Source organism: Caulobacter sp. 17J80-11, assembly GCF_014349105.1.
Lineage (GTDB): Bacteria > Pseudomonadota > Alphaproteobacteria > Caulobacterales > Caulobacteraceae > 17J80-11.
This window is the reverse complement of the sequence record NZ_JACSJI010000002.1, coordinates 257,769-281,248: the sequence shown is the minus strand read 5'-3', so window position 1 is coordinate 281,248 and position 23,480 is coordinate 257,769. Positions and strand designations below refer to the sequence as shown.

The window sequence follows — 23,480 nt, the reverse complement described above, 5'->3', positions numbered from 1 at the left end:
CCTGCTCAGTCGACCCGGTGCACCGGCGAAGCGCCGACCTCGACCGACACCTCGATGGGCGGCGCGGGCTGGGGGAAGTCTCTGCGGTTAAGCATCTTGGCCACCCGCGCCTGAGCGTCGGCTTCAATGTCCGCGTAGAACAGATTGTAAGGCGGCGACTTTTTCCGATCCGTCCAGGAGCCCGCCGGGCGCAGGGACGGCGACTTCGCGCGGCTGACGACCAGCAGGCCGTCCTTGCACTGGGCCGACACCTGGCGCGTCAGGAAGGCCGGCCGCGTGCCCCATTCCAGGCCGGTGGCGTTGGCCGCGCCCAGGTTGAGGCGCGCGGGCGCCTCGTCGGTGGTGGCCGCGCCCAGCAGCGGATTCACGCACAGCACGGGGCGGTCGTAGAGGCGCTCCAGCAGGCCGCCGGGCGTCCAGATCATGGCGTGCTCGAGCCGGGCCTTCGGGCCTTCCGGATCGCCCGCGGTGACCTGCGCCCAGCCGACCACGCAGCGCACCTGTTCGCGCTGCGCGCAGGCGGGCACCGGCGCGCCGGGGCCGTAGGGCTCGGCCGGAGCGGCCGCATCGATGAAATAGACGCCGGCCAGCCGTTTCAGCAGGTCCGGGTCGGTCACGACCTCTTCCTGCAGCAGCCGCTCGGCCAAGAGGCCGCCCTGGTCCCCGGCCCCGACCAGGATCAGCGGCCGGCCGCGGTCCTGGTGCGCGCGCCACCATTTGAACGCCTCGCGCACGTCGCCGTAGGCGAAGCGCCGCGCGTCCTGGGCGTCGTCGCGGCGGGTCAGGTAGGCGTAGAGGCTGGCCTGCCGGTAGCGCGGCGCGAACACCCGCCCGACCCGGGTGAACGGGCCGGCGTAGTTGGGCGCCATGATCCGCTGCATGGTCAGGCTGGCGCGCGGCTCGTCGATCGGCGCATTCCAGTGGCGACCGCCGTCATAGGTGGTCGGGTGCACGAAGAAGACGTCGGCCGGGGCCCACTGATCCGGATTCTCCGGGAACAGCGCCCAGGCCTCGCGGCGGCCGTAGTCGGGGGCCGGCGGCGGATCGTAGGTCTGGTAGGGCACCTTCGGATCCAGCGCCGTGCGCAGGATGTCGTCGCGCCAGACCAGCGCGCCGACCACCAGGACGAACAGGAACAGGCCGGCGGCGGCCACCAGCCACTGCTTGAAACTCAGGCGGGGGATGGCGGCGAACGGGCTCATGCGACGGGATCGGCGGCGGGGCGCTCCGGCGCGGTCGGGGCCTTATAGACCTCGTTCGGCCAGCGCTTGTGGACCCAGAACCATTCCTCCGGGCGTTCGCGGATGCGCTCTTCCATGAAGGCGTTCACCTTGCGCACGCCCGCCTCGATGTCGGCGGCGCGGTCGCCGCTGTGCTCCAACCGGATCGGCTCGTGCACCACGGCGCGGAAGCGCGCGCCCTTGGTGCGCTGCACCGACATGGGTTGCAGGACCGCGTCGTACTTGAGCGCCATGCGGGTCGGCCCGGGCGCGGTGTAGGCGATGTGGCCGAAGAACGGCAGCGGCAGGCCGGCGTTGAACTTCTGATCGTTCATCAGCGCCACCGACTCGCCCTCGCGTAGCGCCTCCATCAGCTCCCGCGCGCTCTCGCCCTTCGGCGCGAACAGGCGCACGCCGTAGCGGGCGCGGCCCTCGCGGATGCGCTTGTCGACATAGGGGTTGTTGGTGGCCCGGTAGGTGATCAGGCACTCGACGCCCGCCGCCATGATGGCGGCCGGCATCACCTCCCAGTTCGAGAAGTGCCCGGAGATGAACACCACCGGCTCGCGGTTGGCGGCGATCTCCTGCAGGCGCTCGCCGTTGACCAGCTCGACCCGGCCGGTCTCGGGGCGCAGGCGGTCCATCGACGGGAACTCGGCGAAGGCGCGGCCCACGTTCTCCCACTGCGCCTTCAGCACCCGGCGGCGCCAGGCTTCGTCCTTCTCGGGGAAGGCCAGCTCGAGGTTGCGCGCGGCGGTCCGGTTGGCGCTGTTCAGCGGCCCGATGGTCTTCAGCAGCCAGCCGCCGAAGGCCGACGCCCAGTCGACCGGCAGCAGCCGGAACAGGCCGTTGATCGCGTCGAATCCGAGCGCCTCGATGCGCCAGAGCAGATGTTGGGCGGGAGACGCCTGCCGTTTCGCCATGACCGTTCCCTACCGTCCGAACCCCGGCGGCGCAACGCGACCTGAGCCGGGGCTCAGGCGGCGCCGACCGCGCGACGCAGGCGCTTGATGCGCTTGCGGATGGACCGGTTGAGCTTGGCCAGCATGGTGCGGGCCTTGGGCCGCTTGGAAGGATCGTCCACGTGCCGGCCCCAGCCGATGTGGGTCACGGCCGGATGCTCGAGGTTGGCGATTCGGAAACCGGCTTGCTTGAAGGCGAAGGACACGTCGGCCTCGCAGCCGCGCGCCGCCATCGGGGCGAAGCGGTGGTACTCGGCCATCCGGCGCAGGCCTGGATTGAACGAATAGCTGAAGTACTCGGGGTGGAGGCGCGGATCGAGGGTGAAGTACTCCACCTCGCCCAGGGTCTCGCGCGGCATGTTGCGCACCAGCGGGTTCAGCTCCCAGCGCGGGCGCAGGCCCACCATGCTGACGTCCGGGCGGGCGTTCAGAATGGCGAACGATTCGGCGATGAAGCCGCCGCGCTCGAACTGCCAGTCGTCCTCGCAGTGGAAGGCGTACGGCGTGGTGACCTGCCCGTAGACCTTGTCGATCGCGTTCATCTGGCCGAGCTGCTGCTCGTTGACGATCACCTCGACGTTCGCGTCCAGGCCCTTCAGCGCGTCACGGACCGCCTCGTCGCCGGAATCCTCGATCACCAGCACCTTCTCAGGACGCACGTCGATGTTGGCCAGCAACGAGTCCAGCGTCTGGCGCAGGAGGTCGAAACGCCCGCAGCTGGTCACGACGACGGTGAAGGGAGGAAACGCGCTGGTCACGGACTTAGGCAAAATGATCGCCCCCCGAAAGGCGGTGCTACTGGCCGGATGTTAGCTGGAAATCGCGTCAATGGCACGGCGTGCGGCGACTTGTTTCCGCCTCAGTCACGGACGCGCTATTGTGTTTCCAAGCACGCCCGGCCTATCCCGACCGGCCAAGTCTGCACGGAATCCTTGGATCGGTCCATGACGCAGTTCGCCCAGCCCGCCCCCGTGACTTGCTACATCCGCACCCAGAATGAAGAGCGGATGATCGGTCGCGTCATCGAGGCGGCCAAGGCCGTCGCCGACGAGATCGTCGTGGTCGACTCAGGCTCGATCGACCGCACCATCGAGATCGCCGAAAGCCTGGGCGCGCGCGTCGTGCGCCAGCCCTGGCTGGGCAACGGCCCCCAGAAGCGCGTCGGGGAGGACGCGGCCAAACACGATTGGCTGCTGGACCTCGACGCCGACGAGATCATCACGCCGAAGCTCGCCGAGGAGATCCGCCAGTTGTTCGCCAACGGCGAGCCGCCCAAGCCGATCTACGAGTTCAAGCTGATCACCGCTCCGCCGGTGGGCGAGCCCTGGTGGGACTTCCTGCACGCCTACCGGCGCAAGCTCTACGACCGGCGCGTGATCCGCATCCCCGACCACAAGGCCTGGGACCAGTTCACCGTCCCCGCCGGCGTTCCGATCGGCCGCCTGAAGGGCGACGTGCTGCACTACTCGTTCCGCGACTTCGCCCACGTGGCGGAGAAGATGAACAAGGTCAGCACCGTGCGCTCCCGTGAGAGCAAGCTGAAGGCGCGCTGGCAGACCGAGGTGCGGGTGTGGTTCGGCCTGCCGTTCTACTTCTTCAAGCACTTCATCATGCGCGGCCTGTGGCGGGGCGGCACGTACGGCGTGGTGCTCTCGGCCCTGGCGGCGCACGGCCGCTGGCTGCGCGACGCCAAGATGTACGAGATCCATCTCAACCGCGAAGCCGAAACGAAAAAGGCCGCCCGCGACCAGCAGGCGGCCTGATCCGTCAGGGGCCGAAATCCTCGTCCTTCGACAGGCTCAGGATGAGGATTGCTACTGCAGCTCAGTCGCCCTCATCCTGAGCTTGTCGAAGGACGAGGGCGGACCGCCGCTCAGGCCGCGCGCTTCTTGGCCAGCGCATCGAAGGCCAGCAGGTCGGCGGCCAGCGCCTCGAAGTCCTTCAAGGCCACCATGTTGGGGCCGTCCGACGGGGCGTTGTCCGGATCCTGGTGGGTCTCGATGAACACCGCCGAGACGCCGACGGCGACGGCCGCGCGGGCCAGCACCGGCACGAACTCGCGCTGGCCGCCCGACGAGGTCCCCTGCCCGCCCGGTTGCTGCACCGAATGAGTGGCGTCGAACACCACCGGGCAGCCGATCTCGGCCATGATCGGCAGGGCGCGCATGTCGGACACCAGCGTGTTGTAGCCGAACGAGGCGCCGCGCTCGCAGGCCATGACGTTCGGGTTGCCGGCGCCGGTGATCTTGGCGATCACGTTCTTCATGTCCCAGGGGGCCAGGAACTGGCCCTTCTTGACGTTGATAGCCTTGCCGGTGGCGGCGGCGGCCAGCAGCAGGTCGGTCTGGCGGCACAGGAACGCCGGGATCTGCAGCACGTCGACCGCGTCGCCCAGGGCGGCGCAGTGCTCGGCCTCGTGCACGTCGGTCAGGGTCGGCAGGCCGGTCTTCTCGCGGATCTCCTGGAAGATGGGCAGCGAGCCCTCCAGGCCGATGCCACGCTTGGCGTTGGCCGAGGTGCGGTTGGCCTTGTCGAACGAGGTCTTGTAGATCAGGCCCACGTCGAGGCGGTCGGCGATCTCCTTCAGGGCGAAGGCGGTCTCCAGCGCGTGCTCGCGGCTCTCCATCTGGCAGGGGCCGGCGATGAACGCGAGCTTCTCGGTCGCGCCGATGCGCACGGGACGGCCGTAGGGGGTCTTCACCTCCACGACGGAGTTGGGACGGGTCAAAGCGCTTTCCTCACGAACCTAGGGGCGGCGCCAGATCCGGCGCGCGAAGTCGCGCGTACAAGTGGCGCGACGCAACGGCGTAGACAAGGGCGGATAGCTTCGGATGGGCGGATCGGACGCGGCCCCGGCGATCGTGTGGTTCCGGCGCGACCTCAGGCTGGCCGACAATCCGGCCCTGGCCGCCGCTCTGGCGACCGGCGCGCCGGTCCTGCCGCTCTACGTGTTCGACGAGGCGCTGGAGGGCCGCCCGATCGGCGGCGCCGCCCGCTGGTGGCTGGACCGGTCCCTGCGTGCCCTGGACGTCGAGCTTCGGGCGAAGGGCTCGCGGCTGACTGTGCGGTGCGGCGAGGCGCGGGCGGAATTGATCCGCCTGGTTGAGGAGACCGGGGCGCGGGCGGTGTTCTGGAACCGGCTGCCGGAGCCGGCCCCGACCGAACGCGACGCCGCGCTGCGCGACGAGCTCAACCGTGGCGGCGTGGGCGGAGCCGAGTTCGACGCCGCCCTGCTCGCCCCGCCCGGCTCGATCCTGACCGGCGCGGGCGGCCCCTACCGGGTGTTCACGCCGTTCGCGCGCGCCTTGCGCTCCAGCCTGCCGGCCTTCCGGCCGATCGCCGCGCCGAAGCGCCTGTCGGTTCCGCAGGCCTGGCCCGAGAGCCTCGGCGTCGACGACCTGGCGCTCTATTCCGGGCGCCCCGACTGGGCCGCAGGCTTCGACTGGACGCCCGGCGAGGCGGGCGCGCATGCGCGGCTCGACGATTTTCTCGACCACGGCCTGGCCGGCTACGTCCGTGGACGCGACACGCCGGGCGAGGACGGCACCAGCCGGCTGTCGCCTCACCTCCACTGGGGCGAGATCTCGCCGGCGCGGGTCTATGCGGCTGCCGGCGGCGCGGCGGCGGCGAGCGGCGCTGAAGGCGCCGCGGACAAGCTGCAGAGCGAACTGGCCTGGCGCGAGTTCTGCGCCCAGCTGCTCCATCACTTTCCGACCCTGCCCGCTCGGAGCTTCCGGCCGGAGTTCGACGCCTTTCCCTGGCGCGAGGATCCCGACGGCTTTGCGGCCTGGAGCGAAGGCCGCACCGGCTATCCGATCGTCGACGCCGGCATGCGCCAGCTGTGGGCCACGGGCTGGATGCACAACCGCGTGCGGATGATCGTCGCCTCCTTCCTGGTGAAGGACCTGCGGATCGACTGGCGCAAGGGCGAGGCCTGGTTCTGGGACACGCTGGTCGACGCCGACCAGGCCAACAACGCAGCCAACTGGCAGTGGGTGGCGGGCTCAGGCGCCGACGCCGCGCCCTATTTCCGCGTGTTCAATCCGGTGCTGCAGGGCCGCAAGTTCGACGCGGACGGCGCCTATGTCCGCCGCTGGGTTCCGGAACTGGCGGATCTTCCGGACCGCTGGCTGCACGCACCCTGGGAGGCGCCGGCCGAGATTCGCGACCGGTCCGGAGGCTACCCGAACCCCGTCGTGGACCATGGCGCCGCCAGAAGAGCGGCGCTGGAGGCTCTGAAAACGCTGAGACTTGAACCGGACCCAGCGACATGATCGACTAACCATGTCGTGAAGTACGGGAGACGCTCGATGAGTGAAGTGCTCCAGTCCCACGCGTCCCCCGTCTGGACCTTGCCCGAGGTCCGGAACGCGCCTGCGCTGTTTCGTAATTTCCTGAAGCTGGCCACGCGTCACTGGCGGGTGGGCGAGATCGTCTTCGTCATACCTGAAGGCCGCCGCCTCAGCGTCAGGGGCGAAATTCCTGGTCCGACCGGCGAACTGGTCGTGCGCGACTACCGCTTCGTCGGCCGCGTGATGGCGGCCGGCGACATCGGCTTCGCCGAGGGCTTCATGGCCGGCGAGTGGGAGACGCCGAACCTGTCGGCCCTGCTCGAAGTGGTCGGGCGCAACTGGGAGCGGATGGGCTCGCTGGTCAGCGGCAATCCGCTGGTCCAGGCGGTGAACCTGGTCTCCCACGCCCTGCGCCGGAACAGCCGCCGCGGCTCGCGGCGCAACATCTACGCCCACTACGACCTGGGCAACGCCTTCTACGAACGCTGGCTGGACCCGACGATGACCTATTCGTCGGCCAAGTACGAACACCCCGGCCAGCCCCTGTCCGAAGCCCAGCGCGCCAAGTACCGCGCCTTGGCCGAGGCCATGCAATTGAAGCCCGACCAGCACGTGCTGGAGATCGGCTGCGGCTGGGGCGGCTTCGCCGAGTTCGCGGCGTCCGAGATCGGGGCCAAGGTCACCGGCATAACCATTTCAGAAGCGCAGTACGAATACGCCCGCAAGCGACTGTTCCAGCAGGGGCTTTCCGAGCGGACGGAATTCCGTCTGATGGACTATCGCGACGTCGACGGGGTCTACGACCGGGTCGCCTCGATCGAGATGTTCGAGGCCGTCGGCGAGCGCTACTGGCCCGCCTATTTCGACAAGGTGCGCGAGGTGCTGAAGCCCGACGGCCGCGCCGGCCTGCAGATCATCACCATCCGCGACGACCTGTTCGACGCCTATCGCCGCCGCATGGACTTCATCCAGAAGTACATCTTCCCGGGCGGCGCCCTGCCCAGCGAGCAGCGACTGCAGGAAGAGACGCGCCGGGCGGGCCTGGAGACGGGCGCGATCAGCCGCTTCGGCCAGGCCTACGCCGACACCCTGGAGGAATGGGCCCACCGCTTCGAAGGGGCCTGGCGGGACATCACCGCCCTGGGTTTCGACGAACGCTTCCGGCGGCTATGGCGGTTCTATCTGAGCTACTGCGAGGCCGGCTTCCGCACGGGCCGGACCGACGTGGTGCAACTGGAACTGAAGAGGGCCTGAGCTGAACCCGCTGATCTCCACCGAGACCCTGCACTCAGGCCTCGACCTGCCCGACCTGCGCGTCGTCGACGCCACCTGGTTCCTGGGCGGCCCGACCTCCGGCGATGAGAGCTTCATGGCCGGCCACGTCCCGGGCGCGGTGTTCTTCGACCTGGACCGGATCAGCGACCGCGACAGCCCCCTGCCCCACATGCTGCCCGGCCCCGAGGCCTTCGCCGCCGCCGTGGGCGCGATGGGGATCTCCGACCAGGACCGGATCGTGGTCTACGACGCCCAGGGGCTGTTCTCGGCCGCGCGGGTCTGGTGGACCTTCCGGGCGATGGGGGCCGAGCGCGTACAGGTGCTGGACGGCGGCCTGCCGAAATGGCGCGCCGAGGGTCGGCCGATCGAGACCGGTCCTGCGCGTCCTCGCGCGCCCGAGACCTTCCGCGCCCGCTATCACGCGCCGCTGGTGCGCGACTTCGCAGCCGTGAAGGCGGCGCTGGCCGACGGCCGCGAGCAGGTGGTCGACGCCCGCCCCGCCGCCCGCTTCCGCGGCGAGGCGCCGGAGCCGCGCGCCGGCCTGCGCTCGGGCCATATGCCGGGCGCGCGCAACGTGCCGTTCGCCGCCGTGGTCAATCCCGACGGCACCCTGAAATCGCCCGAGGAACTGGCGGCGGCCTTCGCCGAGGCGGGCGTCGACCCGGCGCGTCCGACCACGACCACCTGCGGCTCGGGCGTGACGGCGGCGATCGTGGCCCTGGCCCTGGCCAGGCTGGGCCGCCCCGACACGGCAATCTACGACGGCTCCTGGGCCGAATGGGGCGCGCGCGCGGACGCGCCCGTCGCCACCGGACCGGCTTGACGGCAGCGGCGTTCGGGCGCTTGTCGCAGCCCCGAGCGCTTGAAGGACCCGCGTATGCCCGGCGTCGCCACCACCCGGCTGATCGACATGATCTTCCCGGGCCAGACCAACCACCACGGAACCCTGTTCGGCGGCGTGGCCCTGGCTCACATGGACAAGGTCGCCTTCATCGCCGCCTCGCGCCACGCCGGCCACGCCAGCTTCGTCACCGCCTCGTGCGAACGCATCGACTTCACCGCCCCGGGCCGCCTGGGCGAAATGGTCGAGGCCACCGGCCGGGTGGTCCGCGCCGGGCGCACCTCGCTGGGCGTCGAGGTCGAGCTGGAAGCCGAGAACCTGCTGACCGGCGAGCGGCGGCTGCTGACGCGCGGCCTGTTCAACATGGTGGCGGTGAAGCCCGAGGGCGGCTGGCCGGAGGGTTTCCACATGCCGCCCGTCGCCCCCACGGTCGATCCGGACGACGGCGTGCTGCGCATGGTCGAGATGGTCTTCCCGCAGCAGGCCAGCCACTACGGCCAGCTGTTCGGCGGCGAGGCGCTGGACGCCATGGGCAAGGCCGCCTTCATCTGCGCCAGCCGTCACGCCCGCCAGAACGTGACCATGGCCTCCTCGCACCAGATCGACTTCGTCAGCCCGATCAAGGTCGGCGAGATGGTCGAACTGGCCGCGCGCGTGCGCCGGGTCGGCCGCAGCTCCATGACCGTCGAGGTCGAGCTGTGGGCCGAGGACATGCTGACCGGCGAGCGCCGCCGCTCGGCCGAGGCCGGCTTCGTCATGGTCGCCCTTGGGCCGGACAACAGGCCGATCCGGGTGCCGCCGCTGCCGTGAGGCCTCACCAGGCCTGCACGTGGCCCGTCTCGCCGGGAGCTGACACGGTGACCTTCCGCTCGCCGTCCTTGAACAGGGTCAGCGTCACCGGGCCGGGCCCGCTCAGCTTCGAGAGCGTGCAGCGCACGCCGCCGTCGGCCGGGATGCGTCCCGTGCGCCGGCCGGTGTGCTGGAATTCGATCGCGTTGAAGACGCTGTTGCCCATGTGCGTGCGCGGAAACCGGCATTTCAGGCGATAGCCGGCGTCGCGCGCGGCGCTGACCTCGTACTTCACGCCCTTCGGCTCGGCCCCGGCGGGCCCGGCGGCGAGGACGGCGCCGGCGACCGTCAGCATGAGCACCGGACACGTCAGACGCATGATCGGGCCCTTCCCCGCGGCCGTTACAGGATCTTCGACAGGAACTCGCGCGTGCGCGCCGACTTGGGCGCGGTGAAGAACTCGGTCGGCGGCGCGCTCTCGACGATCTCGCCGGCGTCCATGAACACGATGCGGTCGGCCACCTGCCGGGCGAAGCCCATTTCATGGGTGACCACGACCATGGTCATGCCGCCCTGGGCCAGCTCGGTCATGACCTCCAGCACTTCGCCGACCATTTCCGGGTCGAGCGCCGAGGTCGGCTCGTCGAACAGCATGATCTCAGGGTGCATGGCCAGCGCGCGGGCGATGGCGGCGCGCTGCTGCTGGCCGCCGGACAGCTGGGCCGGATACTTGCGGGCGTGCTCGGTGATCTTCACCCGCTCCAGCATGGCCATGGCTTCGGCCTCGGCCTGGCGGCGCGGCACCTTGCGCACCCAGATCGGCGCCAGGGTGCAGTTCTCCAGCACGGTCAGATGCGGGAACAGGTTGAACGACTGGAACACCATGCCGGTCTTGCGCTTGGCGGCGACGGCCTCGGCGCGCGGGCCGGCCAGGTCGACGCCGGCGACCTTCAGCGTTCCCTCCTCATAGGGCTCCAGGCCGTTGATGCAGCGGATCAGGGTCGACTTGCCCGAGCCTGAGGGCCCCAGCACCACGACGCGTTCGCGCTCGGCGATGGTCAGGTCGACCCCGCGCAGCACGTGGGTCTGGCCGAACCACTTGTTCAGGCCGGAGATCTCGACGACGGGGGCGCTCATCGGGCCTCCTTCAGACGCCCGCCGGCGCGCTCAAGCCTCGCGGACCAGCGGGAGATGGCGAAACAGGTGATCCAGAACACCAGGGCGATGAAGACGTAGGCCTCGGCCTCCAGGCCCTGCCACGAGTAGTCGGCCAGCGCCTGGCGCATCACCCCGGTCACGTCGAGCAGGGCGATGACGTAGACCAGCGTGGTGTCCTTGAAGAGCCCGATGAAGGTGTTGACGATGGCCGGGATGGCGACGCGCAGCGCCTGGGGCAGGACGATCAGGGCGGTCGTGCGCCATGGGTCCAGCCCGAGCGCGCGGGCCGCCTCGGACTGGCCCTTGGGCACCGCCTGAAGGCCGCCGCGGATGGACTCGGCCATGTAGGCGCTCTCGAACAGGGTGATGACCACCAGCGCGCGGGTCAGCTTGTCGAGGCTGACGCCGGTGGGCGTGAACAGGGGCAGCACCACCGAGGCCATGAACAGCAGGGTGATCAGCGGCGCGCCGCGCACGATTTCGATGAAGCCGACCGACAGCGTCTTGATGACCGGCAGGTGCGAGCGGCGGCCCAGCGCAAGCAGAATGCCCAGCGGCAGGGCGAAGACCGCGCCGGAAATCCCGATCAGGAAGTTCAGGAACACCCCGCCCCAGTACTCGGTGGGCACGCGCGGCAGGAGCCCGCCCCCTCCCAGGAAGGCGAAGGCGCCGACCACGCCCAGCGGCGCCAGCGCGAAGCTCCAGCCCTTGCGCACCACCACCGGCGAAACGGCCATGGCCAGGCACACGCCCGCGGCGGCCACCCGCCACAGGTGCCCTTCCGGATAGAAGCCGGCCACCACCTGCCGCCAGCGGGCGGTGACGATGGCCCAGCAGGCGCCGTCGCGGGCCTCGCAGGCGGCGCGGCTGTCGCCGACCCAGGTGGCGTCGATCACCGCCCACTGCAGGGCGCTCCACAGGCCCCAGGCGATCAGCACCGTCAGGCTGACGGTGAGCACGGCGTCGAACGGCGTCGCGAACAGGTTGCGGCGCAGCCAGACGAACGGCGACGAGCGCGGGCGGAGGCGAGCCGGCGCGCTCATCGCGAGACCGCCCAGACGGCGCTGCGGCTGTTCCACCAGTTCATGAAGGCGCTGATGGACAGGCTGATGACCAGGTAGAAGGCCATGACCAGGGCCAGGGTCTCGATCGCCTGGCCGGTCTGGTTGAGGCTGGTGCCGGCGAACACCGCGACCAGGTCGGGATAGCCGATGATCACGGCCAGCGACGAGTTCTTGGTCAGGTTCAGGTACTGGCTGGCCAGCGGCGGCACGATCACCCGCATGGCCTGCGGCAGGACCACCAGGCTGAGCGCCTGGCCCTCGTCCAGGCCCAGCGAGCGGGCCGCCTCGCCCTGCCCGGGAGAGACGGCGTTCAGGCCGCCGCGCACCACTTCGGCGATGAAGCCGCCGGTGTAGAACGACAGGGCCGCCCACAGCGCGGTCAGGGCCGGCGCCAGCGAAACGCCGCCGGTGAATCCCCAACCCTCCAGATGTGGCAGGTCGAAGCCGGTCGGATTGCCGGTTACGACCAGGGCCGCGACCACGCCGGCCACGGCCAGGGCCCAGCCCCAACGCGGGGACGGCGCATGTCCGGTGAAGGTCCGCCGCCGCTTCAGCCACGAGGCCAGCAGGGCGCCGACGACCACCGCCGCGCCGCCCGCCGCAAGGGCGGTCCCGCCCTCGGCGTTGAACACCGGTTTGGGTAGGTAGAGGCCGCGGTTGGTGAGGAAGATCAGGCCGTCGATCCCCAGCGCGTCCTTGGGCGGCGGGGCGACCAGCATCAGGTTGTACCAAACGAGGATCTGCACCGGCAGCGGCGTGTTGCGGGCCAGCTCGACGTAGGCGGTCGCCGCCGTGCGGGCGAGGTAGTTGCGCGACACCCTGAGCACCCCGGCCAGCAGCCCCAGCCCCGTCGCCGCGGCGATGCCCAGCGCTGCGACCAGCAGGGTGTTCAGCGCGCCGACCAGGAACACCCGCCGGTGGGTGTCGGTCGGCTCGTAGGGCACCAGGGCCTGGGTGATGTCGAAGCCGGCCGGCCGGTCCAGGAAGTCGAAGCCCGAGGCCACGCCGCGGGTCTGCATGTTCACCTCGGCGTTGTGGCCCATCCACCACGCCGTCAGGACGAGCACGGCCACCAGGCCGACCTGCAAGGCCAGACCGCCCCACCCGCCTGTGAGCCTCTGAAGTCTCCGCCGGCCATCCCCCATGCCGCGGTCTTCGCTCAGCGCATCGGCGGGGCGTACATCAGCCCCGGCGGGTTGGCGTTCCACAGGGCGTTCATGCCCCTGGCGAGCTTGAGCGGCGAGGCCTGGCCGACGTTGCGCTCGAAGATCTCGCCGTAATTGCCCACGCCCGCGATCTGGCGGTATGCCCACTCGTCGCTCAGGCCCATCGTCCGGCCGTAGCCGCCCTCGACGCCGAGCAGGCGGCGGACCTCAGGGTTGGTCGAGGTCTTGCGCACCTCGTCGACGTTCTTCGCGGTGATGCCGAACTCCTCGGCCAGGATCGAGGCGTTCAGCACCCAGCGGACGATGTCGGCCCACTGGTCGTCGCCTTGGCGCACCACCGGCCCCAGCGGCTCCTTGGAAATCACCTCCGGCAGGATGACGTGGGCGCCGGGGCTGTTCATGGTCGAACGGGCCGCGGCCAGGGCCGAGATGTCGGCGGTGAAGGCGTCGCAGGCCTCCTTAGCGTAGTTGGCCCGGGCCTGGTCCTCGGTGTCGACCACCACGGCGTCGTACTTCAACCCCTTGGCGCGGAACCAGTCGGCCAGGTTCAGCTCGGTGGTCGAGCCGGTCTGCACGCAGATGCGCGCGCCGTTCAGCTCGGTCGCGCTGTTCAGCTCCAGCGAGCGGCGCACCAAGAAGCCCTGGCCGTCGAAATAGTTGACGCCGGCGAAGTCGAGACCGTTGGAGGCGTCGCGCGAGAAGGTCCAGGACGTGTTGCGCCACAGCACGTCCACCTCGCCCGACTGCAGGGCGGTGAAGCGTTCCTTCGACGACAGCGGCACGAAGCGCACCGCCTCGGGATTGCCCAGCACGGCCGCCGCGGTCGCGCGGCAGAAGTCGACGTCGAACCCTCGCCAGCGGCCGCGGTTGTCGGTGTAGGAGAAGCCCACCAGGCCCGGATTCACGCCGCAGTTCAGCCGGCCGCGCGCGCGGATCGCCTTCAGCGTCTCGCCGCTGGCCCGCGGCTTGCCGGCCAGGCCCGCGTCAGGCACGCCTTCGACCGGCGCGGCCGCCGGCGGCGGTTCGCTTACGGCCGATCCCGGATCCTTGCAGCCCGCCAGCAGCGCCGTGATGGCCAGCACCGCCGCCGCCGTGATCCGCTTCAGCATGGATCCTCCTGCCGGACGCTCAACCTTGCGACCATGCGACGCCTCAGGCTTAAAACGCAAGTCTCCGCCAAGCCTGAAAGGTCGTGGGTATGGACGAACGCACCCGGCTGATCCGCGACGCCACCCGACGCCCGGCCGACCGCCGGCCGGTCAACCCGCCGGTGGAGCGTGCGACCACCGTCCTGATGCCGAGCGCCGCGGAGGTCCACGATCAGACGCGCGGCGTCACCTACGGCATCAGCGGCCTGCAGGCGCACCGGGCGCTGACTGCGGCGCTATGCGAGCTGGAGGGCGCACAGGAGGCGTTCCTGACGCCGACCGGCCTGTCGGCCGTGACCGTCGCCATGATGGCTGTCCTGGAGCCCGGCTGCGAGGTGCTGGCGACCGACGCGGTCTACGGCCCGACCCGGCGCTTCTGCGACCGCTTCCTGAAGCGCTGGGGCGTGACCACCCGCTACCACCCGCCCCGCGCCACGGCCGAGGAGGTCATGGCGCACGCGACCGAGCGCACCCGGCTGATCCTGATGGAGTCGCCGGGCACCTACACCTTCGAGGTCCAGGACGCGCCGGGGGTCGCCCGGCTGGCGCGCGAGCGCGGCGTGCTGACCATGGTCGACAACACCTGGGCGGCGGGCCTGCTGTTCAAGCCGCTGGCCCACGGCGTCGACATCAGCGTCCAGGCGCTGAGCAAGTATGTCGGCGGCCATTCCGACGTGTTCGGCGGCTCGATCGCGGTCGCCGACCCGAAGCTCGCCCGTCGGATGCAGGTCGCGATCGACGACCTGGGCTGGTTCGTCTCGCCCGACGACGCCTGGCTGATGCTGCGGGGCCTGCGCACCCTGGCCGTCCGCATGCCCCAGCACCACGCGAACGGGCTCGACGTCGCCCGCTGGCTGGAAGAACAGCCGGAGGTCGCGCGGGTGCTGCACCCCGCCCTGACCTCGTCGCCCGACCACACGCTGTGGAAGCGCGACTTCTCAGGTGCTTGCGGCCTGTTCGGCGTGGAGCTGAAGCCCGGCCCGCGCGAGGCGGCCGAGGCCTGCCTCGACGCGCTCGAGTTGTTCGGCCTCGGCGTCTCCTGGGGCGGCTACGAGAGCCTGGCCCTGGTCGCCCACGCGCGGACCGCCGACCGCAGCTTCCCGCTCGGTCTGGAAGGGCCGCTGTTGCGCCTGCACGTCGGGCTGGAGGCCCCGGCCGACCTGATCGCCGACCTGCGCCGGGGCCTCGACCGCTATGCGGAGCTCACCCGGTCCTAGAGCGCGTTCCGCAAAAGTGGATCCGGTTTTGCGGCCCGAGCGCGCTCTGGCTCTTAAGTGGCGTGGTGGGCGGCCTTCGAAAATGGCGCGCCCGGCAGGACTCGAACCTGCAACCGTCCGCTTAGAAGGCGGATGCTCTATCCGGTTGAGCTACGGGCGCGGAGCCGGACGCTCAGTGCGTCCAGGGCTGCTTGCGGTTGGCCGCGAAGTTGTCGGCGTAGGCCTTGATGATGCGCTTGGGCTCGTTCGGCTCGACCAGCCGGAACGGAATGCCGTGCTTCTCGGCGTAGGCCACAGCCTGGGCGCTGTCCTCGAAGTTCAGGCGCACCTGGGCGTTCATGTCCGACGAGCTGGACCAGCCCATCAGCGGATCGGGGGTGCGGGCCGAGGCCGGCGCGAATTCCAGAACCCAGTCCTGCGTCTTGGCCTTGCCGGACTGCATGGCCGTCTTGGCCGGGCGATAGATGCGCGCGAGCATTCGAAGTCTCCGTACTCTCCGATGGTCGGGGCGACTGGATTCGAACCAGCGACCTGCTGCACCCAAAACAGCCGCGCTACCAGGCTGCGCTACGCCCCGGACCTCGGAAGGCGCCCCTCTTGCCACGCCAGCCCGACAGCCGCAACGCGGCTTCCGAGAGTTTATCCGCCGGTCTTGAAGAACGGATGGCGGATCAGGTCGCCCGGCTCGATGCCCAGCTCCTCGGCCAGGCCGCCGTTGATCTCCAGCACGCCGGCCGCCGCGCCGTAGGACGGGATCGGCGTCTCCGAGAACGGCGTGGCGCGACGCGCGATCGAGACGATCCGGCCGTCGGCGCCGATGTAGATGATGTCGAGCGGCAGGTAGGTGTTCTTCATCCAGAACGACCGCTCGGCGGCGTTCGGGAACTCGAACAGCATGCCCTGGTCGGGGGCCATCTGCTGGCGGAACATCAGGCCGCGCTCGCGCTCGGCCTCGGTGTCGGCGATCTCGACCACGAAGCGGCGCACGCCCTGGTCGGTGACGACCTCGAGCGGCTCCTGCGGCGGGGCCTTGCCCTCGCCGGCCGCCGCGCACCCGGACGCGACGAGCGCGCCGGCGAAGATCGCCAGCGCGCCGCGTTTCTTGAACTCAAAACCCATGGATCAGACCAAGGAACCCTGCTGGATCTCCGCGACCACCAGGCCCTTGGGCCCTTCGGCGAAGCGAACCATCACGTCGTCGCCCGGCTGGATGTCGTCAAGCCCGCAGCGACGCAGGGTTTCGATATGGACGAAAATGTCGCCCGGCGCCTCGTCGCGAACGACGAAGCCGTAGCCCTTGGTCCGGTTGAACCACTTCACCTTGGCCCGCTCCAGCGGACCGGACGCTTCCAGCGACGCCCGCCGCGGCGGGCGCTGGAACATGCCGAAATCGCCGCGCTCGCGACGCAGGCTGTCGAAGCCGCGCCGTTCGCCCGGAGTCGCCGTGCTCTCGTCCAGCTCGAAGATGGTCGAGACCTGCCAGCCCTTGGACCGCTTGATCACGTCGCAGACGATCGCCGAGCCCTCCAGGGCATTCTCGCGACCAGAGTCCCGCAGGCTGGTGACGTGCAGCAGCACGTCCTTGAGATCCGTGAGGTCGGGGTCGTCGGGAACGATGAACCCGTACCCCTTACCCGGATCGAACCACTTCACGTGTCCGCTGATCCGCACCGCCTCGACGTGTGCGTCAGCCCCCTCGAAATCAAAACCCGCCATGTACAGCCCCTCGCGCCCGCATCCTCCATACGGGCGAAGGTGGTGTATAACATGGTTCGCCGATTTGCGGAGCATAGAAACACAAATTTCCCTTGACGGGGGAATTTGTTTCAACTGCTGGCAGGCCCGCGATTCGCGCTCCGGCGCGAACGAAAGCGATGGCACTCCCTAGGGGAATCGAACCCCTCTTTCTAGATTGAAAATCTAGCGTCCTAACCGATAGACGAAGGGAGCGCGGTCGCGTCGAGGTCCGGCGATATAGCCGCCTCGCCGGGGCCATGCAAGGCCCCAAGTTCGCAGTTATCCACACATTCTTGGGTCGGCCGCGTCCTCGATTTCGAACTGCACGCCCTGGCGTCCGTTCCAGTCGTCGGGCTTCAGCTTGCCCACCACATGCAGGGCGCCGCCAGCCATCAGACGCTGGCCCAGAGCCGTGTCGGCCACCCGCCAGGCGACCGCGCGCAGCTTGGTTCCGTCCGCGTCGACCAGGGTGCAGCGCAGGTGCCCGCCCTTCATCGCCATCGGCTGCTCGACCCGCACCTGGGCCAGCGCGAACACCGGCTCCGGATTGCCCGGACCGAACGGGTTCAGACGATCGAAGGCGGCCCATAGCTCGCGGTCGGCGCTGCGCGGGGTCAGGGCCGCGTCGATCTCCACCGCGTCCAGCGCGGCGGCCTCGGCCTGTTCCTCGGCCAAACGGGATTCCAGGAAGGCGCGGAACTCCGGCACGTCGCGGGCGCGGATGGTCAGGCCCGCGGCCATGGCGTGCCCGCCGCCGGCCATCAGCAGGCCCTCGTCGTAAGCGGCCTGGACCGCGCGGCCCAAATTCACCCCGGGCTGCGAGCGGCCCGAGCCCTTGCCGATGCCGTTCACAGGGTCGAGGCCGATGACGATCACCGGCTTGCGCCAGCGCTCGCGCAGGCGCCCGGCGACGATGCCGATCACGCCCGGGTGCCACCCCTCCCCGGCCACCACGACCACCGGACCTTCGGGGCCGACGTTGGAGCCGCGCTCGATCTGGGCGACGGCGGCTTCCAGCACGTCGCGCTCGACGTCCTTGCGCGCGGCGTTCAGTTCGTCGAGCTCGCGGGCCAATTCGAGGGCCTCGGCCGGATCGTCGGTCGACAGCAGGCGCGCGCCCAGGTCCGAGCGGCCGATGCGGCCGCCGGCGTTGATGCGCGGGCCGAGAATAAAGCCGGCGTGGAACGCGGTGGCCGGCCCCTTGGCGGCGGCCACTTCCATCAGCGCCTTGATGCCGGGGTTCTCCCAGCCGGACATGATGCGCAGGCCCTGGCTGGCCAGCGCGCGATTGAAACCGGTCAGGCGAGTGACGTCGCAGACGGCGCCGAGCGCGGCCAGGTCCAGCCACTTGCGCAGGTCCGGCTCGGGCCGGTCCGCGAACAGGCCGCGGCGGCGGCATTCGCGGTTCAGCGCCGCCAGCAACACGAAGGCGACGCCCGCCGCGGCCAGGTTGCCCTGGCCCGACGCGCAGCCCGGCCGGTTGGGATTGACCACCGCGGTGCAGGCCGGCGGCTCGGCCTTCATCAGGTGGTGGTCGACCACCACCACCTCGAGGCCCATTTCCGTGGCCGCGGCGATGGCGTCGTGAGCGGCCGCGCCGCAGTCGACCGTGACCACCAGCTCGGCGCCTTGGTCCTTCATGCGGCGGAAGGCGGCGGTGCTGGGGCCGTAGCCCTCGGTCATGCGGTCGGGGACGTAGATCGGCAGGTCCGCGCCCATAGCCCGGAACCAGCGCACCAGCAGCGCCGACGAAGACGCGCCGTCGACGTCATAGTCGGCGAACACGTACATGCGCCGGCCGCGCTCGAGAGCGTCGACCAGCGCCGAGGCCGCCCGGTCCATGTCCATGAAGCTGGACGGGTCCGGGAACTGCGCCTTCAGGGTGGGATTGAGGTAGGTCTCGCCCTCCCCCGCCGCGATCCCGCGCGAGGCGAGCGCGCGGGCCAGCGGCTCGGACAGGCCGAGCTGGCGCTGGTGGGCCTGGACGTCCTGGGGGTCGGCCGGGCGCTGACGCCAGACGCGCCCGCTCAGCGAGCGCGCGACGCCCAGGTACCCGACCTGCCCCCCGTCAGCCACGTCAGACCGGCCGGCGCAGACGGATGCGGCGCACGGTGCGGTCGGCCGAGGTCATCACCAGGGTCTCGGTGGTGACGAAGCCGCGCTCGAAGCGCACGCCGTCCAGCATGGCGCCCTTGGTGACGCCGGTGGCGGCGAAGATGGCGTCGGTCTTGACCAGCTCGTTCAGGCTGTACTTGCGGTCGAAGTCGGTGATGCCGATGCGCTCGGCGCGGGCGCGCTCGTCGTCCTTCTTGAACACCAGGCGCCCCTGGAACTGGCCGCCGACGCACTTCAGCGCCGCGCACGCCAGCACGCCTTCCGGCGCGCCGCCCTGGCCCAGATAGATGTCGATGCCGGTTTCCGGCTCGGCGGTGTGGATCACGCCGGCCACGTCGCCGTCGGTGATGAGGTGCACGCGAGCGCCGACCTTGCGCAGGCTGGCGATGATGTCGGCGTGGCGCGGACGGTCCAGCACGCAGGCGGTGATTTCGGAGACGTTCACGCCCTTGGCGCGGGCCAGGGCCAGCACGTTCTCGGCCGGCTCGGCGTCCAGATCGACGATGCCTTCCGGATAGCCCGGGCCGATGCCGATCTTGTCCATGTAGGTGTCGGGGGCGTGCAGCATGCCGCCCGACGGCGAGAAGGCCATCACCGCCAGGGCGTTGGCCATGGCCTTGGCGGTCAGGGTGGTGCCTTCCAGCGGGTCCAGGGCGATGTCGATCTTCGGGCCTTTGCCGGTGCCGACCTTTTCGCCGATGTAGAGCATCGGCGCCTCGTCGCGCTCGCCCTCGCCGATCACGATCTTGCCGTCGATGTCGAGCCCGTTCAGGGCCGTGCGCATGGCGTCCACCGCGACCTGGTCGGCGGCCTTCTCGTCGCCGCGGCCGGCCAGCTTCGAGGCGGCGATCGCGGCGGCCTCGGTGACGCGCACAGCGTCCATCGCCAGATCGCGCTCGAAATCGGTGGACTGCATCGGAGGTCTCCTGAGGTGGGTAGTTTCAAACGATTCGACGCCGCCCGGGGCCGGACGGCGTTTGTGTCGCAACGGGCGGCCTGAACTTACTTCGCGATCGGCGGCGGAACGGCCTTTTCGCGCAGTTCGCGCGCCCAGGCCGAGGCCTCGGCCGCGGCGTTCGGCGGCGCGGGCTGGGCGTATTGCGGGTCGATCACGCTGCGCACGCTCTGCGCCCAGGCGCGGGTGTCGCCCTTCAGATACCACTGGATCTTGCCGGCGTCGGTGATCAGCGCGTTCTGGCTGGCCTGCAGCGAGGCGACCTGGACGGCGAACTCGGCCGGCGGCGGCACGTCCTGCGGCGCCTTGGGGAATTTCGACCAGCGCGGAAACTCGCGCTGGGCCGCGACCATCCGGTCGACATCGGCGGCGGCGGCGGAATGGGGATCGGTCGGACGCTGGAACGGGTCCATGCCGGTGGCGCAGCCGCTCAGGCCCGCGGCGGCGGCCGCGAGCGTCAGAAGCGCAAGTCTGCGAAGTCCCAGGGTCATGAAAAAGCGGCCGTCGCCGTTCGTCTCGTCATTGGTCATATGCGATCATGACCGCAGGCGAAAGGGCGCGCGTCGGCGCCTGAGGAGGTCGTGGTGGCGGACGAAGTCGCAACTCCCAAGCGGGGCAAGGGAAGCACGGCGAAGGCCTCCGGCGCGAAATCGCGCGTTTCGAAGAACGCCGATTCGCCGGCGCCTGAAATCCAGCCGCAGGTGATCGACAGCGCCGCGTCCGAGACGGCCGACGACGCCTACGAGCTGCACCTGCTCGACCCCGCCCATCGCGAGACGCTGGAGACCCTGTCGATCAACCTGGCCCGCGCCGCCATGACGGCGCAGTCGGCCATAGCCGGCGCGGCGCTGCGCCAAGCCGACCGGCCGCCGGCCCTGACGCCGGATCCGTTCAACGTCGCCCCCGCCATGACCGAGGTCATGCAGGGCCTCGCCGCGCGTCCCGACCGCCTGATGTCGGCCCAGGCCGACCTGCTGGCCCGCTACATGGAGCTCTGGGGCGCCGCCTCCCGCCGGGCCATGGGCGGCCACCCCGACCCGGTGATCGAACCGGCCAAGGGCGACAAGCGCTTCAACCACCCGGAATGGAGCGAGAACCCGGTCTTCGACATGCTCAAGCAGTCGTACCTGATCACCTCGGGCTGGCTGAACGACCTGGTCTCCAGCGTCGAGGGCGTCGACCCTATGACCAAGCGCCGGGCCGAGTTCTTCACCAAGATGCTGACCGACGCCTTCTCGCCGTCCAACTTCCTGGCCTCCAACCCGGCCGCCCTCCGCGAGCTGATGAACACCAAGGGCGAGAGCCTGGCCAAGGGCATGGAGCGCTTCGCCGCCGACATCGAACGCGGCGGCGGCGCCCTGTCGATCAGCCAGACCGACCACACGGTGTTCGAGGTGGGCGTCAACGTCGCCACCGCGCCGGGCGAAGTGGTCTGGCGCGACGAGCTCTACGAGCTGATCCAGTACGCGCCCACGACCGAGCAGGTCCACCAGATCCCGTTGCTGATCTTCCCGCCCTGGATCAACAAGTTCTACATCCTGGACCTGCGGCCCGAGAACTCGATGATCCGCTGGCTGACCGCCCAGGGGTTCACCGTCTTCGTCTGCTCCTGGGTCAATCCGGGCCCGTCGCTCGCCGACCGCGGCTTCGACGACTACATGAAGGGCGGCATCTACTCGGCCACCGCCAAGGTTATGGAGCAGTGCGGCACGGACCGGGTGAACACGGTCGGCTACTGCATCGGCGGCACCCTGCTGGGCGCGACGCTCGCCCACATGGCGGCCACCGGCGACAAGCGGATCGCCTCGACCACCTTCTTCGCCGCCCAGCACGACTTCACCGAAGCCGGCGACCTGCTGCTGTTCACCGACAAGAAGTGGCTGGACGAGATCGAGCGGCGGATGGACGAGGCCGGCGGCGTGCTGCCCGGCGCGACCATGTCGGACACCTTCAACGCGCTCCGCGCCAACGATCTGGTGTGGTCGTTCTTCGTGTCCAACTACCTGATGGGCAAGGAGCCGACCGCCTTCGACCTGCTGTTCTGGAACTCCGACCAGACGCGCATGCCCAAGACCCTGCACCTGCAGTACCTGCGCCGGCTCTACCGCGACAACGCGCTGGCGAAGGGCGAGCTGGAGCTGGGCGGGGTGAAGCTTGACCTGGGCCAGGTGAAGACGCCGCTCTACTTCCAGGTCGGCCGCGACGACCACATCGCCCCGGCCCCCTCGGTCTACAAGTCGGCCCGCCTGTTCGGCGGCGAGGTCACCTACACCCTGGCCGGCTCGGGCCACATCGCCGGCGTGGTGAACCACCCCGACGCCAAGAAGTACCAGCACTGGACCAACGCCGCCCTGCCCGCCTCGCTGGCCGAATGGAAGGCCGGCGCGGTCGAGCACCCCGGCTCCTGGTGGCCGCACTGGGCGGCGTGGCTGGCGGCCAGGTCCGGCCCGATGGTCCCGGCCCGCGATCCGAGCGCGGGGCCGCTGGAGCCGATCGAGCCGGCGCCGGGCGCGTATGTGAAAGTGAAGAGCTGATCTACGCCGTCATCCCGGCCGAAGCGCAGCGGAGAGCCGGGAGTCAGCAAGCTCGACCTGAACGCTGCGAACCCGCACTGCAACCTGCCTCGCGCTTGCTGGGTCCCGGGTCGCGCTTCGCGCGCCCGGGATGACGGGCGCTGGGGATCAGATTCCCCCGAACGGCACGACCTTGTTGTCGACGTCGTGGCCGATGTCGGCGCGGCCCAGGTACGGGATGCCGGCGCGCTCGCACCAGTAGCGGGCGACCTCCTCCTCGGTGCGGCCGAAGTCCGGGTCGTTGACCGGGATGTCGGAGCAGCGGCCGAGGCGAATGCCGGCGACCTTGCGGATGTCCGGGTTGCTGGTGAGCTGCACCAGGTTCCGGTCGATCCGGTACATGTACTCCGACACCTCCTCGATCAGCAGCACGTGGCCGGAGAGATCCGGCATCCAGGGCGTGCCCAGCAGGTGGCCCAGGATCACCAGGTTGAAGGCGGCGGTCTTCTGGCCGGGGACCAGCCCGCCCTCCAGGCTCGACGGCGCGCGGTCGACCAGCCAGGCCAGCGAGCGGGCCACCGCCGCCTCGCCGCCGGCGCGGACGATGTCCTGCGGCATGGAGCCGTGCACTATGTTGCGGAAACCCCGGCCGTAGAGCGCGCCCAGCAGGCTGCCCGCATCGCTGTAGCCGAGATAGGTCTTGGCCTTGGCCGCCTCGGTCAGGCGCGGCAGGACCAGCTCGGTCAGCCGCCCGGCCCCGTAGCCGCCGCGGGCGAACCACAGGGCGTCGAAGCTGGGATCGTTGGCCACTTCAACGAAGGCGTCGGCGCGGGCCTGGTCCGGCCCGGCGAAATGGCCCTCGGCCAGGAAGCACTGCGGATGGAAGACGATCTCGACCCGCGGGTACGTCGACGCGGCCAGCGCCTGGACGCGCGCGGCCACCTCGGGCGTGCTGCGGCCACCGGGCGCCACGACGCCGATCCTCACCTTGCCCCCGCTCATCGTGCCCTGCGTCGTTTCCGTTGGTT

At 70.2% G+C, this 23,480-nt stretch carries 23 protein-coding genes, 3 tRNA genes and 1 pseudogene; 8 read left to right on the top strand and 19 right to left on the bottom strand.

The window, feature by feature from the left end; translation table 11 throughout:
• Window positions 1-5 precede the first annotated feature (5 nt).
• The 3 genes from H8B08_RS03840 to H8B08_RS03830 are packed head-to-tail and all read right to left on the bottom strand — an operon-like array spanning window position 6 to window position 2,952.
• On the bottom strand, window positions 6-1,202 hold the full coding sequence (locus tag H8B08_RS03840) for a DUF3089 domain-containing protein (RefSeq protein ID WP_187448877.1): 1,197 nt from the start codon (window positions 1,200-1,202) through the stop codon (window positions 6-8).
• Entirely contained in the window at window positions 1,199-2,143 is a 945-nt protein-coding gene (locus tag H8B08_RS03835; RefSeq protein WP_187448876.1) for a lysophospholipid acyltransferase family protein, read from the bottom strand. The genes H8B08_RS03840 and H8B08_RS03835 overlap by 4 nt, the downstream gene beginning before the upstream one ends.
• A gap of 53 nt (window positions 2,144-2,196) precedes the next feature.
• Window positions 2,197-2,952, bottom strand: coding sequence for a glycosyltransferase family 2 protein (locus H8B08_RS03830; protein ID WP_187448875.1), 756 nt, complete (start codon window positions 2,950-2,952; stop codon window positions 2,197-2,199).
• Between the two features lie 174 nt (window positions 2,953-3,126).
• Between H8B08_RS03830 and H8B08_RS03825 the strand changes: the two genes are divergently transcribed.
• The gene (locus H8B08_RS03825; protein WP_187448874.1) at window positions 3,127-3,945 is read left to right on the top strand and encodes a glycosyltransferase family 2 protein; all 819 of its coding nucleotides are present in this window, start codon (window positions 3,127-3,129) and stop codon (window positions 3,943-3,945) included.
• A gap of 16 nt (window positions 3,946-3,961) precedes the next feature.
• A pseudogene (locus H8B08_RS19040) lies at window positions 3,962-4,047 on the top strand (hypothetical protein); the annotation flags it as partial.
• Window positions 4,048-4,055: 8 nt separating this feature from the next.
• Here H8B08_RS19040 and kdsA read toward each other — a convergent pair.
• Complete coding sequence (gene kdsA, locus H8B08_RS03820; RefSeq protein ID WP_187448873.1) at window positions 4,056-4,910, bottom strand: 3-deoxy-8-phosphooctulonate synthase; 855 nt, start codon at window positions 4,908-4,910, stop codon at window positions 4,056-4,058.
• A 103-nt stretch (window positions 4,911-5,013) separates the two neighbouring features.
• Here kdsA and H8B08_RS03815 point away from each other — a divergent pair, with 103 nt between their 5' ends.
• The 4 genes from H8B08_RS03815 to H8B08_RS03800 are packed head-to-tail and all read left to right on the top strand — an operon-like array spanning window position 5,014 to window position 9,400.
• Entirely contained in the window at window positions 5,014-6,456 is a 1,443-nt protein-coding gene (locus tag H8B08_RS03815) for a deoxyribodipyrimidine photo-lyase (RefSeq protein ID WP_187448872.1), read from the top strand.
• A 36-nt stretch (window positions 6,457-6,492) separates the two neighbouring features.
• A complete protein-coding gene (locus H8B08_RS03810; protein WP_187448871.1) occupies window positions 6,493-7,728 on the top strand; it encodes a cyclopropane-fatty-acyl-phospholipid synthase family protein in 1,236 nt (411 codons plus the stop codon).
• 1 nt (window position 7,729) lies between these two features.
• Window positions 7,730-8,572, top strand: coding sequence for a 3-mercaptopyruvate sulfurtransferase (gene sseA, locus H8B08_RS03805; RefSeq protein ID WP_187448924.1), 843 nt, complete (start codon window positions 7,730-7,732; stop codon window positions 8,570-8,572).
• A gap of 54 nt (window positions 8,573-8,626) precedes the next feature.
• A complete protein-coding gene (locus H8B08_RS03800) occupies window positions 8,627-9,400 on the top strand; it encodes an acyl-CoA thioesterase (RefSeq protein ID WP_255500644.1) in 774 nt (257 codons plus the stop codon).
• A gap of 4 nt (window positions 9,401-9,404) precedes the next feature.
• Here H8B08_RS03800 and H8B08_RS03795 read toward each other — a convergent pair whose 3' ends face one another.
• The 5 genes from H8B08_RS03795 to H8B08_RS03775 all read right to left on the bottom strand — a co-directional run bounded on the left by H8B08_RS03795 (window position 9,405) and on the right by H8B08_RS03775 (window position 13,876).
• Window positions 9,405-9,758, bottom strand: coding sequence for a hypothetical protein (locus H8B08_RS03795; RefSeq protein WP_187448870.1), 354 nt, complete (start codon window positions 9,756-9,758; stop codon window positions 9,405-9,407).
• A 23-nt stretch (window positions 9,759-9,781) separates the two neighbouring features.
• Window positions 9,782-10,516 carry an amino acid ABC transporter ATP-binding protein gene (locus tag H8B08_RS03790; protein WP_187448869.1) on the bottom strand — a complete coding sequence of 245 codons (735 nt, stop codon included), beginning with the start codon at window positions 10,514-10,516 and terminating at the stop codon, window positions 9,782-9,784.
• On the bottom strand, window positions 10,513-11,580 hold the full coding sequence (locus H8B08_RS03785; protein ID WP_187448868.1) for an amino acid ABC transporter permease: 1,068 nt from the start codon (window positions 11,578-11,580) through the stop codon (window positions 10,513-10,515). The genes H8B08_RS03790 and H8B08_RS03785 overlap by 4 nt, the downstream gene beginning before the upstream one ends.
• Window positions 11,577-12,689, bottom strand: coding sequence for an amino acid ABC transporter permease (locus H8B08_RS03780; RefSeq protein ID WP_222934284.1), 1,113 nt, complete (start codon window positions 12,687-12,689; stop codon window positions 11,577-11,579). The genes H8B08_RS03785 and H8B08_RS03780 overlap by 4 nt, the downstream gene beginning before the upstream one ends.
• A gap of 71 nt (window positions 12,690-12,760) precedes the next feature.
• On the bottom strand, window positions 12,761-13,876 hold the full coding sequence (locus tag H8B08_RS03775; RefSeq protein ID WP_187448866.1) for an amino acid ABC transporter substrate-binding protein: 1,116 nt from the start codon (window positions 13,874-13,876) through the stop codon (window positions 12,761-12,763).
• An 89-nt stretch (window positions 13,877-13,965) separates the two neighbouring features.
• Between H8B08_RS03775 and metC the strand changes: the two genes are divergently transcribed.
• A complete protein-coding gene (gene metC / locus H8B08_RS03770) occupies window positions 13,966-15,132 on the top strand; it encodes a cystathionine beta-lyase (protein ID WP_187448865.1) in 1,167 nt (388 codons plus the stop codon).
• Window positions 15,133-15,215: 83 nt separating this feature from the next.
• Here metC and H8B08_RS03765 read toward each other — a convergent pair.
• From H8B08_RS03765 to H8B08_RS03725, 9 genes are all read right to left on the bottom strand, one after another.
• Window positions 15,216-15,292 (bottom strand) — tRNA-Arg (locus H8B08_RS03765).
• 12 nt (window positions 15,293-15,304) lie between these two features.
• On the bottom strand, window positions 15,305-15,610 hold the full coding sequence (locus H8B08_RS03760; RefSeq protein WP_187448864.1) for an ETC complex I subunit: 306 nt from the start codon (window positions 15,608-15,610) through the stop codon (window positions 15,305-15,307).
• A 22-nt stretch (window positions 15,611-15,632) separates the two neighbouring features.
• Window positions 15,633-15,709, bottom strand: a tRNA-Pro gene (locus H8B08_RS03755).
• Window positions 15,710-15,771: 62 nt separating this feature from the next.
• A complete protein-coding gene (locus tag H8B08_RS03750) occupies window positions 15,772-16,251 on the bottom strand; it encodes a DUF192 domain-containing protein (protein ID WP_187448863.1) in 480 nt (159 codons plus the stop codon).
• Between the two features lie 3 nt (window positions 16,252-16,254).
• On the bottom strand, window positions 16,255-16,848 hold the full coding sequence (locus tag H8B08_RS03745) for a cold-shock protein (RefSeq protein WP_187448862.1): 594 nt from the start codon (window positions 16,846-16,848) through the stop codon (window positions 16,255-16,257).
• A gap of 159 nt (window positions 16,849-17,007) precedes the next feature.
• Window positions 17,008-17,082 (bottom strand) — tRNA-Glu (locus H8B08_RS03740).
• A gap of 66 nt (window positions 17,083-17,148) precedes the next feature.
• On the bottom strand, window positions 17,149-18,945 hold the full coding sequence (recJ, locus tag H8B08_RS03735) for a single-stranded-DNA-specific exonuclease RecJ (RefSeq protein WP_187448861.1): 1,797 nt from the start codon (window positions 18,943-18,945) through the stop codon (window positions 17,149-17,151).
• A gap of 1 nt (window position 18,946) precedes the next feature.
• Window positions 18,947-19,900, bottom strand: a complete 954-nt coding sequence (gene glpX / locus H8B08_RS03730) for a class II fructose-bisphosphatase (protein ID WP_187448860.1) — start codon at window positions 19,898-19,900, stop codon at window positions 18,947-18,949.
• An 86-nt stretch (window positions 19,901-19,986) separates the two neighbouring features.
• Window positions 19,987-20,469 (bottom strand): hypothetical protein, encoded by a 483-nt coding sequence (locus tag H8B08_RS03725; protein ID WP_187448859.1) that lies wholly within the window; start codon window positions 20,467-20,469, stop codon window positions 19,987-19,989.
• Window positions 20,470-20,754: 285 nt separating this feature from the next.
• On the opposite strand from H8B08_RS03725, the gene phaC reads away from it, so the two are divergent.
• Window positions 20,755-22,473 (top strand): class I poly(R)-hydroxyalkanoic acid synthase, encoded by a 1,719-nt coding sequence (gene phaC, locus H8B08_RS03720; protein WP_187448922.1) that lies wholly within the window; start codon window positions 20,755-20,757, stop codon window positions 22,471-22,473.
• Window positions 22,474-22,620: 147 nt separating this feature from the next.
• Here the strand turns inward: phaC and H8B08_RS03715 are convergent, their stop codons facing one another.
• On the bottom strand, window positions 22,621-23,454 hold the full coding sequence (locus tag H8B08_RS03715; RefSeq protein ID WP_187448858.1) for an LD-carboxypeptidase: 834 nt from the start codon (window positions 23,452-23,454) through the stop codon (window positions 22,621-22,623).
• Window positions 23,455-23,480 lie beyond the last annotated feature (26 nt).

Excerpts from the sequence above, each read along its gene's own strand:
- H8B08_RS03840 (WP_187448877.1), bottom strand. The coding sequence starts at position 1,202 with ATGAGCCCGTTCGCCGCCATCCCCCGCCTGAGTTTCAAGCAGTGGCTG.
- H8B08_RS03835 (WP_187448876.1), bottom strand. The coding sequence starts at position 2,143 with ATGGCGAAACGGCAGGCGTCTCCCGCCCAACATCTGCTCTGGCGCATC.
- H8B08_RS03825 (WP_187448874.1), top strand. The coding sequence starts at position 3,127 with ATGACGCAGTTCGCCCAGCCCGCCCCCGTGACTTGCTACATCCGCACC.
- H8B08_RS03815 (WP_187448872.1), top strand. The coding sequence starts at position 5,014 with ATGGGCGGATCGGACGCGGCCCCGGCGATCGTGTGGTTCCGGCGCGAC.
- H8B08_RS03810 (WP_187448871.1), top strand. The coding sequence starts at position 6,493 with ATGAGTGAAGTGCTCCAGTCCCACGCGTCCCCCGTCTGGACCTTGCCC.
- H8B08_RS03800 (WP_255500644.1), top strand. The coding sequence starts at position 8,627 with ATGCCCGGCGTCGCCACCACCCGGCTGATCGACATGATCTTCCCGGGC.
- H8B08_RS03795 (WP_187448870.1), bottom strand. The coding sequence starts at position 9,758 with ATGCGTCTGACGTGTCCGGTGCTCATGCTGACGGTCGCCGGCGCCGTC.
- H8B08_RS03790 (WP_187448869.1), bottom strand. The coding sequence starts at position 10,516 with ATGAGCGCCCCCGTCGTCGAGATCTCCGGCCTGAACAAGTGGTTCGGC.
- H8B08_RS03785 (WP_187448868.1), bottom strand. The coding sequence starts at position 11,580 with ATGAGCGCGCCGGCTCGCCTCCGCCCGCGCTCGTCGCCGTTCGTCTGG.
- H8B08_RS03775 (WP_187448866.1), bottom strand. The coding sequence starts at position 13,876 with ATGCTGAAGCGGATCACGGCGGCGGCGGTGCTGGCCATCACGGCGCTG.
- metC (WP_187448865.1), top strand. The coding sequence starts at position 13,966 with ATGGACGAACGCACCCGGCTGATCCGCGACGCCACCCGACGCCCGGCC.
- H8B08_RS03760 (WP_187448864.1), bottom strand. The coding sequence starts at position 15,610 with ATGCTCGCGCGCATCTATCGCCCGGCCAAGACGGCCATGCAGTCCGGC.
- H8B08_RS03750 (WP_187448863.1), bottom strand. The coding sequence starts at position 16,251 with ATGGGTTTTGAGTTCAAGAAACGCGGCGCGCTGGCGATCTTCGCCGGC.
- H8B08_RS03745 (WP_187448862.1), bottom strand. The coding sequence starts at position 16,848 with ATGGCGGGTTTTGATTTCGAGGGGGCTGACGCACACGTCGAGGCGGTG.
- glpX (WP_187448860.1), bottom strand. The coding sequence starts at position 19,900 with ATGCAGTCCACCGATTTCGAGCGCGATCTGGCGATGGACGCTGTGCGC.
- H8B08_RS03725 (WP_187448859.1), bottom strand. The coding sequence starts at position 20,469 with ATGACCAATGACGAGACGAACGGCGACGGCCGCTTTTTCATGACCCTG.
- phaC (WP_187448922.1), top strand. The coding sequence starts at position 20,755 with ATGACGGCGCAGTCGGCCATAGCCGGCGCGGCGCTGCGCCAAGCCGAC.
- H8B08_RS03715 (WP_187448858.1), bottom strand. The coding sequence starts at position 23,454 with ATGAGCGGGGGCAAGGTGAGGATCGGCGTCGTGGCGCCCGGTGGCCGC.